The organism is Streptomyces cyaneofuscatus (genome assembly GCF_000718135.1).
In the GTDB taxonomy this organism is placed as follows: domain Bacteria; phylum Actinomycetota; class Actinomycetes; order Streptomycetales; family Streptomycetaceae; genus Streptomyces; species Streptomyces cyaneofuscatus.
In genome coordinates this window covers 1-12,708 of the sequence record NZ_JOEM01000031.1, presented here as the reverse complement: position 1 = coordinate 12,708, position 12,708 = coordinate 1, and the positions used below count along the sequence as shown (strand labels likewise).

Here is a 12,708-nt window from a genome sequence, read left to right as displayed (position 1 = left end):
GGAGGAGCACCCGCGGTGAACTGCGGTCACGTCACATCGGGGTGGAGGGCGGAGCGGAGGTCGGGGCGCTTACGGGAGGACGCTCCCACTCCCGGCGGCGGGCCGGCGGAGCCTATAGTCCAGGCGCCAGGCGAGGCGTGAAACGAACTCGCGCAAGCTGGTGATCGAACTCTCCTCCAGGATGGGGCAAAAATGACAGACGAGATGGCGAAGGGGCTGGGGGAGAGGATTCCGGCCAGCCTTCCGAACGCTCTGCGCTACCACGGTCTCCTGGTGAACACGGCCACCGGATTGTACGGATGGGGTGCCGAACTCGAAACGGTCTATTCCGGCCTGGCGAATGCGCTGTCCGCAGAGGTCGCGCACAAAGAGCCCACCGAGCTCCATTTCCCGCCGATCCTGCCGCGTGCCGTCTTCGAGAAGAGCGAGTATGTGGCGTCGTTTCCGCAGCTCTTCGGTGCGGTACACGCATTCCAGGGCGATGAGTTCGCACACGAGGACCTGGAAAAGGCCGTCGCCAAGGGGGAGGACTGGGGCGGGCACACGCAACTGACCGACTTCGTACTGGCTCCCGCTGTGTGCTACTCCGTGTACCCGCTGTTCGGTGGGAGCGTGCTGGACGGGAGCCGGACGGTGGACGCGAGCGGATTCTGCTTCCGCCACGAGCCGTCGACCGAACCGGGACGCCTGGTGTCTTTCCGGCTGCGCGAGTTCGTGAGGGTCGGCAGCCCTGCCGAAGCCTCCACCTGGTTCGACGACTGGCACGCGCGCGCGTCCGCCTTCGTCCGCCGCCTCGGACTTGAGGCCAAGGTCGAGGCGGCGTCGGACCCGTTCTTCGGGACGACCGGGCAGATCATGGCCGACAACCAGCGGGAGGAGGGGATGAAGGCGGAGGTCGTCGCCCCCATCGGCGGCCATCCCGTCGCGGTCGCGTCGATCAACTACCACCATGACCACTTCGGCCGGATCTTCGACATCCGGTCGGCGGACGGGGAGCCGGCCCACAGCGCCTGTGTCGGCTTCGGCCTGGAGAGAATCGCGCTCGCGCTCGTCGCCGCCCACGGCCCACGACTCGCTGAATGGCCCGACGACGTACGCGAGTTGCTGTGGAGCGGACGTACGAAATGGTGAGTACGGCGTTCCCCGGCGCCGTCACCGAGAGCGTCATGGCCCGCAACGCACTCGCCATGACGGACGACAGGGCGCTCTGCTCGCTGGACCCCCGGCTCGACTACTTCGAGGTCCAGACGCGTGCCGGGCGCGGGCGCGGGCGGCTGCCCGTCGTGATGGTCAAGCAGGTCGAGTCCCTCAACGACGACTATCGCCGGTACCTCGGGCTGACCTCCCACCAGGGGTCCGCGGCCTTCATCGGTGGCGGGCCGGCCCGTCTGCGGTCCGGCAGCTCCCTCACAGGCATCGGCCACGACGAGGAGCGCCGCGAACTGCTGGCCACACTGGTCACGGAGGCCGTATCCCGCGCCGCGCAGACGGCGGACGCGGTCCTGTCACCCTTCCTGACCGTCACCGACCTGCCCGCCTACCTCGACGCCGCGCCGTCGGCCAGCGTCCGTGAACACGGTGTCTGGTGCACGTTGGAGATCGGCGAGGTCGCCGGCATCGAGGACTTCCTCCAGAGCCTCCCCGCGAAGCGCCGACGGCACTGGAACCGGGACATCTCCGAAGCCGGGGAACTCGGGCTGAAGCACGACGTCGTGCCCTTCTCGGACGAGGTCGTCGCGGAGGCCGCGGCGGGTATCGCCAGCGTCTCCCAGCGCAACGGCATGAACGAGTCCGCCGACCTCGTCGGGTGGCGGATCAAGAACTACCGCCGACGCCCGGGCAAGCACTTCTTCGTCCGGACCTGGTGGCGGGGAAACGTGATCGCGCACATGCTGTGCCGCATGTTCGACGACACCATGGACGCACACACCCTCGGAATCGTCGACACGGCCGGGCTCGACCGCGGAACCGTCTACCACTTCGGCTGCCTGCTGGGCCCGTTGCGGGCGGCCATCGACCGCGGGGCATGCCGTCTGGAGCTCGGCATCGGACATGACTCACCGAAACTCCGCCGGGGGTGCACGGGCGAGGACACCTACTTCGCCGACCTGCTTCCGGCGACATAGCCAGGACGTGCCGATGCCGGCCGGAGGATGCCCTCCGGCCGGCATCGGCACGTCCCCGTACAAAGGGGAGCGGCAGACCGGCGACCGGTTGTCCCGCCGGATGGCCGGACAACCGGTCGCCGTGGAGCGTCCGGCTCACTCAGAGCATCGTCCGGAGTGCGGCCGCCGGCCCGGAGGCGTCCGACGCCATGAGCCCGAGTGCCGTGACCACATGGGCGGCCAGGGCCCGCACCCGCTCCGAGTCGAGTCCCCCCTCGTGGAAGGCGAACCGGAGGGCGACCGGCTGGCCGTTCTCCACCAGGAGGGTGAGCGAGAGCGGATAGTGCACCTCTTCGTACCCCAGCTCCCGTTGGTACGGCCGGTCGGAACTCGCGTCCGACACGTCCTCGACGACGAAGAGGGTGTCGAAGGGCTCGCCCTGGGAACCAGGCACCCTCCGCTGGAGGTCGGCCAGGGAGTGGTAGCCGTGGCGCACGGTGTCGCTCAGCTGGTCCCTGAGACCGGTCAGCGCCGTGGCCACCGTCGCCGGGCCGGCCGGATCCCACACGACCGGCACCGTGTTCATCACCAGCCCGACGATGCGGTCGATCTTCGCGAGATCCCAGGCCCGCCCGTCGACCACGCAGCCCACCATGACGTCGTCCCGGCCGACGGCGGCCGACACCGCGACCGCCCAGGCCGCGAGAGCGGCGACGGCGGGCGTCACCCCGTTCCGGCTCACCAGACGCTGGAAGTCGGACCTGGTGGCCGCCGAAAGGTCGACGGTCAGCAGGCGCTCTCCGCCACCGCCACCCCCGCCGGGCGGGCCGAGGTAGCACGCCCGGCTGCCCGCGAGCCGGTCCGTCCAATACGTATGCGCCGCCCGCTGCCGCTCCGGGTCGCGCAGCCACTCCACGTAGCGGCGGTACGGGACCGGCGCGGGCAACTGCCCTCCGCCACCCGTCAGTGCCTCGTGCAACCGGCTCGCCTCATCGGTGAGCACACCGACACTCCAGCCGTCGATCCACAGGTGATGGCAGTTGAGCACCACCTTCAGCCGGTCACCACCCATGCGCGCCACCGTCACCCGGGGGCGCCAGGCCCGGTCCTGGTCGCTCGCCGTGTCGATGAGGGATTCCGACCAGTCGGCGATCCCGATCTCCACCGACTCCACGGGATGCACCACCTGGACCGGCCGCTCCAGGCCCTGCCAGTGCACGCTGCTGCGGAGCACCGGGTGCCGTTCGACCAGCTCGCGCCACACGTCGAGCACGTCGGACTCGTCGAGGCCGGGAGCACACTCGATGACGTGGCATCCGCCGTAGCCGCCGCCCATGAGGCTGTGCAGCAGCATCCCGCTCTGCAGCGGCGTGAGGTCGTACAGATCGTCCGCCCGGCCGGTCTCCTTGAGCAACCGGTCCAGCTGCTCCCGCGTCACCGACGCCAAGGGGAAGTCCGACGGCACCCGCGTGGCCCGCACCTCCGGACCGCGTCGGACCAGGAGCTCGATGGTGCTCATGCACCGTCGGGCGACCGACTCGATGGTCTGCCGCCTGTGCAGCGCGGGGGCGTAGAGCCAGCGGAAGGTGAGCCGGCCGTCGGCGACTTCGACTTCGAGCTCGATGTCGTGGCTGCGCTCCTGGCGGGCCGAGCGCTCCTCACCGGCAGCACCCAGGGCCGCTCGGAAGTGCTCCGCCTGGAACTGGGTCTCCAGATGGCCCGAGTAGTTGAACATGATCGTGCCCGGGTTGGCCGGGGCTGCCTCGATGTCGCACTCCAACCGGTCCGCGGGCCCGGCGGCCATCGCCTGTTTCATGTGGTGCACCGCGTCGCGCAGCCCCGCGTCGCTCTCCGCCTCCAGAGTGAAGGAGTCGAGCGTCACCCGGTGCACGCCCGCGAACCAGCCCACCGCGGCTGAGCGGTCAGGGCCGGGAAGGCGGCTGTCCCGGCCGTGCCGTTCCACGTCGAACGTCACCGACGGCCGGCCGTGGGCCGCGCTCAGCGACTCGGCGAGTGCGGTCAGCAGCACGGTCTCGACCGGGCTGCTGTAGTCGCTCGGCGTCCTCCGCAGCAGATGTCCGGTGGTGTCCGCCGGGAGGCGCACCTCGACGCACGCCGCGCCACCCACGGTGTTGGCCCCGTCCGGGATGTCCCGGGGGAGGGAGACCGGCTCAGGTGCTGTGCCCGCCCGGTCCTCGGACGGTGCGGCCTGCCGAGGACGTACGGCGGCGAGCGCGCTCGCCCACTTCGAGAAGACGAAGGCGTCCTCGGACAGGCCGGCTTCCCGTCCGGCGACGAGATTCGTGTAGGCGACGTCGAGATCGCGCACGATCGTCGGCCAGGAGAAGGTGTCGACCGCGAGGTGGTGGACGGCGATCAGGAGAAGGCTCGGGCGTTCGGCACTGGTGATCAGCGCGGCGCGCAGCACCTGACCGCCCTCGATGTCGAGCGAGCGCTGCACCGCCGTGGCCGCTTCCTGGAGCTGCTGGTCGACATCGGCGTCGTCGAGATGGACCTCGGACAGCAGCTCGAACCCGGGCGGCGCCTCGCCGGCCTCCTGCCGCCACTCGCCGTCACTCCGCGAGAAGGAGAGCCGGAGCGCGTCGTGGGCGTTGACCAGCGCCTCCAGCGCGGTTTCCAGTGCGAGGACCTCGGGCTCGTCCTTCCACTCCAGGAGGATGGACTGGTTGTTGTGGTCCCGGTCCACCAGCTCGCGGTCGATGAACCACTGCTGGATCGGTGTCAGGACCAGCGGCCCGCCGATCTCCGGTGCGGTCTCGGCAACCGCGTCCGACCGTACGACCAAGGACGCCAGGGCGTGCAGGGTCGGAGAGCGGAACACGTCGGTGAGGCTCAGCTCGTAGCCTTGCTCGCGCAGCTTCGACGCGACACGGACGGTCGAGATCGAATCGCCGCCGAGCTCGAAGAAGTTCGCGTCGGGGTCCACCGTGGTGATCCCCAGGACGGACTTCCACGCCTCGCGCAGCACGTCCTCCACACTGCTTCCCGCGGCCGGGCCGTCCGCGGCCCGCTCAGGCCCGGGATTCTGCCGGTCCAGCGCGGAGCGGTCCGCCTTGCCGTTCGCGTCGAGCGGGATCGCGTCCACCGTGGCGTACTGCCGCGGGACGGCGTAGTCCGGGACGCGCTCCTTCAGCCACGCGACCAGCCCTTCGGGCACACCCTCGTCGACGACGAGGTAGGCCTTCAGCACGAGCGGAGCGTCGGGGTCGCCGCGGTGACCCACGACGGCCGCGTCGTGGATGCCGGGGTGCCGCCGGAGCGCCGCCTCGGTCTCGCCCGGCTCCACACGGTAGCCGCGGATCTTCAGCTGGCGGTCCGACCTGCCCAGGAAGACGGCGTTGCCCTGGTCGTCCCAGGTCGCCCGGTCGCCGGTGCGGTACATCCGCGCTCCGGGGTCCGGGGAGTAGGGGTCGGGTACGAATTTCGCGCTGCTCAGGTCCGGCCGGCCCAGGTAGCCACGAGCGCAGCACACCCCGCCGATGAAGATCTCACCCTCCGCACCGGCCGTCACCGGCTGGAACTCCTCGTCCAGGATGTACATGGAGGTGTTCTCGATGGGCCTGCCGATCGGGATGGTCTTCCCCGAGAAGTCGTCCGGGATCATGAAGAAGGCGTTGGCCACCGAGGCCTCGGTCGGCCCGTACTCGTTGAGGACGGGCGTCGAGGTGTCGAGTGCGCGCCACCGCTGCAGCGACTGCGCCGGGAAGAGGTCGGCTCCGACAGCGAGCAGCCCCGCGAGGCTCCGGGCCCCGTCGGTACCGGTCGTCGAGCTGATCAGGTCGAGCTGCCCGGGCGTCAGTTTGATGAAGCCGTACGGGCCCGAGGAGACCACCTCGGAGATCTGCGCCGGCAGGTCCTGGTCGTCGGGCACGAGCCGCACGGGCTGGCCGCACCACAGGGGCGCGTAGATGTTGGGCACGACCATGTCGAAGCCGACCGAGGAGAAGAGCGGCGCACCGTCGGTGCCGAGCGTGGTGTAGGTCTCGACGGCCCAGTCGAGGTAGTTCGCCACCCCGTGGTGCGGGCACATCACCCCCTTGGGCCGGCCACTCGACCCGGAGGTGTAGATGACGTAGGCCAGCTGCTCAGGCCGGACCTCGTGGTCCAGGTCGCTCCGCTCGGCAGGGCCCGCGGCCTCGACCCACGCCGGCAGACCGTCGACGCACAAGGCCGCCGAGCCGGCGAATTCCTCGTCGCCCTGGTGATCGGCGTCGGTGATGACGAGGGTGGGCCGCGCGTCCTCCACGATGTGCCGACGCCGCTGGTCCGGGTCGCCCGGCGACAGCGGGACGTACGCGCCACCGGCCTTCATCACGGCGAGGAAGCTGACGAGCAACTCCACGGAGCGCGGCAGACATACGACGACCAGGGACTCGGTCCCGACGCCGTGGGCGCGCAACCGGCGGGCCAGGACGTTCGCTTGGGCGTTGAGCTCCTCGTAGGTCAGCGCCACACCGCGGGCGCGCAGAGCGATGCTGTGCGGAGTGCGGGACGCCTGGGCCTCGAACCCGCCGTGGATCGTCTTCGCCCGGATGGCCCGACGCGGAGCCCAGCCTTCGGGGATCGTGTGTGCTGCCGCGGCTCCGTGGAAACCATGCTCCGCTGCCCGGGTGACGACTGCTGTGCCGGGCCCAGCCGATGGATCCGGAGGGGTCGGCTCGCTGGACTCCGTCATCGTTTCTCCAAGGTTCTGGTCGGCTGACATCTGATTCGACCGCCAATCGCGCAGCCCGGACCGTGGAATGCGGCAGGCCGCGATCCCTTCCTCGGCGCGCACGCCGGTCCTTGCGGCCCCGGACGCCGAATCCGCCGTCGGCACCAGGCGCGAGAGGCGCCCAACTGGTTGTGTGTGATCAGTCGATCCGGCCGAATCCGACAACTCCCACGGCGCTCCACGGGGGTCGGGAGGTCGTCCTGGCTGACGCGAGGAATATAGGTTCCGACGCCCCGGCGTGGCAGGCGCGAGTGGAGCCGACGGAGCTCCGCGGCTCCTCGGGGGCGAGAGGTAACCGCTGCTCACGGCCCCCTTGTCTCCTCCGGGAGGAGGAAGTCCCAAGTTGTTTCCGCCCGGCGGGGGACAGGGGACGGTTTCGCCCCCGGTCCCCGTGACAGGGGGCGGTCCCGGCCGCTACGGGGCCGATGGGACACGGTCGGCCGGAGCGGTGTCGGGGCTTCGCCCGGCTCGTCCCTTGCCGCGGTGGAGGTCCATCTCACGCCACTCCGGGCGCAGGCCCGTGAGGTTGGTCGTCAGGAAGTACACGGCGCCCGCGGTCAGCAGCGCGGGCGCGAGGCCGATGCCCGCCACGGCGGCGCCCGCGACCAGACCGCCGAGGGGAATTCCGGCCCAGGTGATGGCGTCGCCGATGCCTTGGACCCGGCCCATCATCTCCTGGGGGATCCGTTCGTAGGTGACGGCACCGATGATCGGGTTGATGAAGCCGCCCCCCAGACCGCCGATGCCGATCACCACCGCCACGCACCACAGCGGTGCGTCCGTGGCGAGGATGAGGAACCGTGGCGCCCCCGTGACGAGCCAGCCGAGGAAGAACACCGGCCGGCGCCGCAGCCGGTGGGCCACCGCCGCGGCGACGAGACTGCCGACCGTTGCCGTGATGCTGAACGACGCCAGCACCAGCCCGATCGTGGCGGGCCCGTAACCGGACCCCTGGGCCCAGACGGGAATGAGCACGGCCACGTAGGCGGCGTCCAGCAGATTCGTGATGCCGAGCATCGCGTAGAGCGCCAGCAGTATCGGCTGCTTGCGCAGGAAGGCGAAGCCCTGCCGCAGGCTGTGCCAGTATCCGGTCCGCGCCCCGGGTGCGGCCGTTCCCTGCTCGACGGGGATCTTCTCCGGTTGTCCCATGCCCCGGGGCAGGGCCGTGGCGATGATGAGCGAACCCAGCAGGAAACAGGCGGCGTTGACCCCCAGCCCGACCATCGGGCCGACCAGCCCGACCAGGGTGCCTCCGACAGCGGGACCCACGGTCCCGGCCAGGCGCTCGCAGATGCCCTGCAGCCCGGTCGCCCGCTCCAGCGGCACCCGGCTGAGCTCGGCCGCCTCCGGGATCATGACGTCCTTCGCGAGGTCCCCGGGGCTGCGGACCGTGCCGATGACCGCGACCAGGGCCAGCAGGACCCCGAAGGACAACATGCCCTGGGCGTGCAGCAGAGGGATCAGCAGAGCGGCGGCCGCGCTGACGACATCCGCGATCCAGGAGATCCGGCGGGGCCCCACCCGGTCGACCAGCGGCCCGGCGAAGGCCTTGACCACCACATAGGGCCCCATCTCGCAGAACGCGACCAGACCGGTCTGGGTGGCGCTGCCGGTCGTCACGAGAACGAACCACGGAATGGCGATGGCCGATATCCTGATGCCGCTGTGCGCGACCAGCAGTGCCGCCAGGACTCCCGCGAGGGGCCGTAACCGCGCCCGGCCGACGGTTTCCGTCTTGTCGTACGCCATCAGTTCTCCTCCTGCGCGGCCAAGTTGACCTCCGGCAGTACATGGAGGTTCACCCAGACCCGTTCGGTGTCCTGGGACTTCTGGTCGTCCGAAGCCCGCTTGTACCGCTCGATCACGGACCAGATCTCGTCGCGCATCTCCCGGGCCTCCGCGGGAGTGAGCCGAAGCGCGGCATCGCTCATGTCGAACGCCTCGCGCCACGGCCGCGGCAGCGTCTGCAGGCCGTGGAGCCCCTGCTGGGTTCGCATGGTGTACGCGCTGTGCACCGACTGCAGATACGCCAGTGCCGCCTCCGGCTCCCGCTCGGCGAGATCCTCGTGGTCGAAGCGCGTCAGCTGGTGCACCGAACGCCACCACCGTTCCCGCGCGTTCCCCCTCTCCGCGTCCTCGGCCACGAAGCCGGCCGCGGCGAGCTGCCGGAGGTGGTAGCTCGCCGTACCGGAGTTCACGTCCAGTCGTTCCGCGAGACGGGTGGCCGTCGAAGGACCGTGTTTCCGCAGCAGTGTGACCATCTGTACGCGTACCGGATGCGCCAGGGCGCGCAGCCCCTTGGCATCCAGGACGATCGCTTCCTCTTCCCCATCGGGGCGGTCCGGCCCCACCTCTGCGTCAGCCATGCGACATACGGTAGACCACGAAGAGTCCTTCGCAAAGAGGTCTTCGCAAAGAACTCTTTGCGTTCCAGGCGCTGGCGGGGCTCGGGAGGATCGGTGCGGGTCTCTGCCGGAACGCACAAAAGGGAGAGCCCGGACGGATATCCGTCCGGGCTCTCCCGAGATGGTGGCTGGGGCCGGGATCGAACCGGCGACCTATCGCTTTTCAGGCGATCGCTCGTACCAACTGAGCTACCCAGCCACGCAGCCGCTGGGGCTGCAAGCGGTCCTGACGGGATTTGAACCCGCGGCCTCCACCTTGACAGGGTGGCGAGCACTCCAAACTGCTCCACAGGACCAAGCAATGTGCGAAACAAGTCTCGCACACGGTGAAACGTGCCCCCAACGGGATTCGAACCCGTGCTACCGCCTTGAAAGGGCGGCGTCCTGGGCCACTAGACGATGAGGGCTATTGGCCCGCCTGTTCGCTTTGCAGCGCGTCGGGGACGTGAGAAGCATATGGGATGGGTGGAGCTATCGCCAAAACGGTTTACGGCGAGGGCGTCGGCCGCGTCGGAGAGCCCGCCGGGGAGGGCGTGGGGGAGGGCGAGACGGGGGCGTCCTTCTTCAGGTTCTCCTCCGGAAGATGGCGGCTGACCTCGGCGGTCGTCAGCCCGAGACCGCCGAGCGTGATCTCGTCCCAGGCCTGGAGGCGGCGGCTCTCGCGGTCCAGGTAGAGCACCGAGGCGCGTACTTTCTCGGGCTTGTCGTTCTGCACCGCGCGCAGCCCGCCGCCGCCCGTGGAGCCCTCGACCTTGAGCCGCGTCCCGAGCTTGAGCTGCTTGTTGATCCGGTTGTGGAGGTGGCCCGCGAGGATCAGCGGGACGGTGCCGTCGGTCTGCCGGGCGGTGTTCGGGTCGTGGGCGACCGCGATGTCCACCGGGGTGCCGGCCTGCTCCTGGTCGCGGAGGGCGGACGCCAGGCGCATGCCCTCCAGCTCCGCGGCCGCCTTGCCGCCGACCGGCTTGGTGCGGTCCGGGGTGAACGAGGCGTCGCCGGTGCCGGCGATCCGGAGTCCGGCCACGTTCACGGTCCGGCCGTTGTCGAGGACGCGTACGTTCCGGAACTTCTCCAGATACGCCTGCGTGACCTTCGAGTCGTGGTTGCCGCGCACCCAGACGTACGGCGCCCCGAGGTCGCGGATCGGGTCGAGGAAGCCGTTCTCGGCGGCCGAGCCGTGGTCCATCGTGTCGCCGGAGTCGATGATCACGTCGATCTCGTACTGCTTCACGAGCGAGGCGATGATGTGCCAGGCCGCCGGGTTCAGGTGGATGTCGGAGACGTGCAGGGCGCGGATGGTCCCGGGGTCCGGCTGGTAGACGGGGAGCGTGGAGGTGGCGTCGTACAGCCGGGTGACGTTGGTGACCAGGCGGGCCAGCTCCTGCTGGTAGATGTCGAACTCGGTGACGATCGACCGGGCGTCGCCGACCAGGGACGGGGCGCTGGAGAGCAGCCCGGAGAACTTGGGCTCCAGGACGGACTTCGGGTTCCAGGTGGCGTACGCGCTGACGCCCGACGCGGCCAGCAGGGTGAGGGCGAGCCCGCCGGCGGCCAGGGCGCGGCGCGGGCGGCGGTAGACGACGAGGCCGAGCGCGGTCGCCCCGGAGATCACGGCGACGCAGGAGCGCACGGCCAGCTCCCGGGTGCCGGCGGCGACGTCCCGGGTGACCTCGTCCTGAAGGCCGGAGAACCGTTCCGGCTGGTCCACCAGGGCCTGCGAGCGCACGGGGTCGAGGCGGTCCACGTCCACGTCGAGGCGGAGCGGGGCGATGTGCGAGTCCAGCTCCAGGGCGCCGAGCGGAGACACGTTGATCTTGCTGCCGCCGGTGAGGGACGGCCGCAGGGTCATGTTGGTGTCCATGGGGCCGACCGGCGTACGGATGGACCCGACGGCGAGCAGCCCGAGCCAGGCCCCGAGCACGACGACGGCCAGCATGGAGAGGGCGCGTACGTACGGCTTCGGGGCGGCGGTGCCCATCAGGTCGCCGGGGACGGGCTTACGTGCCGGGGGCTTCGGGGACTTCGGGCGGGTGAACCGGGTGAGGCGGTGCCGGACGCGGTCGGCAGCGGCACGGAACGGGGCGCGGACCATTGGGCGCGTATGCCCCGGTACGGCTCCGCCCATGCGGGGTGCCGGCAGTGGAGTGGATCAGGCGGCGGGCGCGGAGTGGGCCCGGTCCCCGGCCGCGACGTGGTCAGGCCCCTCGCCCCTGAAGTGGATCAGCGGCCGCCGCCACCTGCCCGTGGCGGGTCCCGGTACGTGACAATGGCGGTGTGCTGGAGATGACGCGGGAGCAGTTCGAAGAGCTGGTGAGCCAGGCACTCGACCGGATTCCGCCGGAGCTGATGCGGCTGATGGACAACGTGGCGGTCTTCGTCGAGGACGAACCCGAGCCCGGCGACCCCGACCTGCTCGGGCTCTACGAGGGCACCCCGCTCACCGATCGCGGGGAGTGGTACGCCGGGGTGCTGCCGGACCGGATCACCATCTACCGCGGCCCGACGCTGCGGATGTGCGAGACCCACGAGGACGTCGTGGCCGAGACCGAGATCACCGTCGTCCACGAGATCGCCCACCACTTCGGCATCGACGACGAACGGCTGCACGCCCTGGGATACGGGTGAGCGAGCAGGCGCCGGCCGAGCTGCCGGAGCCCGGACCGCCCGCCGCTTCGCAGGGGCGGGTGCTGGGCGCGGTCGCGGCGGGCGGTGCGCTGGGTGCCGTCGCGCGGTACGGGGCGCTGGTGCTGTGGCCGGTGGCCGGGGGCGGCTTCCCGTGGACGGTGTTCGCCGTCAACGTGAGCGGCTGCGCCCTGATCGGCGTCCTGATGGTGCTGACCGTGGAGCGGGGCCGGGTGACGCACCCGCTGGTCCGGCCCTTCCTCGGGGTCGGCGTACTCGGCGGGTTCACGACCTTCTCGACGTACGCGGCCGATGTCTCGGGCCTGCTGGTGCGTCAGGAACTCCTCACGGCGGTGGCGTACATGGCGGCGACGGTCGTGGCGGCGCTGGCGGCGGTGTGGGCCGGGGCGGTGGTGACGCGGCGTCTGATCGACCGGGGTGAGCGGTCCGTGGAGCGGGGGCGGGTCGCGTGAACTGGCTGCTGGTGGTGGTCGGCGGGGCGGTGGGCGCGCCCCTGCGCTATCTGACGGACCGGGCGGTCCAGGCGCACCAGGGGCGGGGTGTCGCGTACGTCTTCCCGTGGGGCACGTTCACGGCCAACGCGGCGGGCAGCCTGATCCTCGGGGTGCTGACCGGGGCCGCGGTCTCCTCACCGGTGCACGCCCTGCTGGCGACGGGGCTGTGCGGGGCGCTGACGACGTACTCGACGTTCTCCTACGAGACCCTGCGCCTCACCGAGACGGGCCGGGCCTTCCTCGCCGCGGCCAACGTGGTGGCGTCGCTGCTGGTGGGGCTGGGGGCGGTGTTCCTGGGGGCGGAGCTGGCGGGCGGGTTCGGGGGGTAG

General features: G+C 70.7%; 9 protein-coding genes and 3 tRNA genes. 5 read left to right on the top strand and 7 right to left on the bottom strand.

Annotated elements, in window-relative coordinates; genetic code table 11:
* Positions 1 to 273 precede the first annotated feature (273 nt).
* Positions 274 to 1,131 carry a class-II aminoacyl-tRNA synthetase family protein gene (locus tag IF17_RS0133500; RefSeq protein WP_203612146.1) on the top strand — a complete coding sequence of 286 codons (858 nt, stop codon included), beginning with the start codon at positions 274 to 276 and terminating at the stop codon, positions 1,129 to 1,131.
* Positions 1,125 to 2,126 (top strand): hypothetical protein, encoded by a 1,002-nt coding sequence (locus IF17_RS0133495; protein ID WP_030574429.1) that lies wholly within the window; start codon positions 1,125 to 1,127, stop codon positions 2,124 to 2,126. Before IF17_RS0133500 ends, IF17_RS0133495 begins: the two co-directional genes overlap by 7 nt.
* A 139-nt stretch (positions 2,127 to 2,265) precedes the next feature.
* On the opposite strand, the gene IF17_RS01000000136800 is transcribed toward IF17_RS0133495, so the two are convergent.
* The 7 genes from IF17_RS01000000136800 to IF17_RS0133460 form a co-directional block, all read right to left on the bottom strand.
* Complete coding sequence (locus IF17_RS01000000136800; protein ID WP_167344545.1) at positions 2,266 to 6,801, bottom strand: non-ribosomal peptide synthetase; 4,536 nt, start codon at positions 6,799 to 6,801, stop codon at positions 2,266 to 2,268.
* Positions 6,802 to 7,254: 453 nt separating this feature from the next.
* The gene (locus IF17_RS0133485; RefSeq protein WP_051884192.1) at positions 7,255 to 8,589 is read right to left on the bottom strand and encodes an MFS transporter; all 1,335 of its coding nucleotides are present in this window, start codon (positions 8,587 to 8,589) and stop codon (positions 7,255 to 7,257) included.
* Positions 8,589 to 9,206 (bottom strand): ArsR/SmtB family transcription factor, encoded by a 618-nt coding sequence (locus IF17_RS0133480; RefSeq protein WP_030574424.1) that lies wholly within the window; start codon positions 9,204 to 9,206, stop codon positions 8,589 to 8,591. Before IF17_RS0133480 ends, IF17_RS0133485 begins: the two co-directional genes overlap by 1 nt.
* 161 nt (positions 9,207 to 9,367) lie before the next feature.
* Positions 9,368 to 9,444 (bottom strand) — tRNA-Phe (locus tag IF17_RS0133475).
* A 22-nt stretch (positions 9,445 to 9,466) separates the two neighbouring features.
* A tRNA-Asp gene (locus tag IF17_RS0133470) sits at positions 9,467 to 9,541 on the bottom strand.
* A 38-nt stretch (positions 9,542 to 9,579) separates the two neighbouring features.
* Positions 9,580 to 9,652, bottom strand: a tRNA-Glu gene (locus IF17_RS0133465).
* A gap of 80 nt (positions 9,653 to 9,732) precedes the next feature.
* Positions 9,733 to 11,334 (bottom strand): metallophosphoesterase family protein, encoded by a 1,602-nt coding sequence (locus IF17_RS0133460; protein ID WP_030574421.1) that lies wholly within the window; start codon positions 11,332 to 11,334, stop codon positions 9,733 to 9,735.
* A gap of 182 nt (positions 11,335 to 11,516) precedes the next feature.
* On the opposite strand from IF17_RS0133460, the gene IF17_RS0133455 reads away from it, so the two are divergent.
* From IF17_RS0133455 to crcB, 3 genes are read left to right on the top strand one after another with little or no spacing between them, the layout of a single operon-like run.
* Positions 11,517 to 11,867 carry a metallopeptidase family protein gene (locus tag IF17_RS0133455; protein WP_015610126.1) on the top strand — a complete coding sequence of 117 codons (351 nt, stop codon included), beginning with the start codon at positions 11,517 to 11,519 and terminating at the stop codon, positions 11,865 to 11,867.
* Positions 11,864 to 12,337 (top strand): FluC/FEX family fluoride channel, encoded by a 474-nt coding sequence (locus IF17_RS0133450; protein WP_030574418.1) that lies wholly within the window; start codon positions 11,864 to 11,866, stop codon positions 12,335 to 12,337. The genes IF17_RS0133455 and IF17_RS0133450 overlap by 4 nt, the downstream gene beginning before the upstream one ends.
* The gene (gene crcB / locus IF17_RS0133445; RefSeq protein ID WP_030574415.1) at positions 12,334 to 12,708 is read left to right on the top strand and encodes a fluoride efflux transporter CrcB; all 375 of its coding nucleotides are present in this window, start codon (positions 12,334 to 12,336) and stop codon (positions 12,706 to 12,708) included. Before IF17_RS0133450 ends, crcB begins: the two co-directional genes overlap by 4 nt.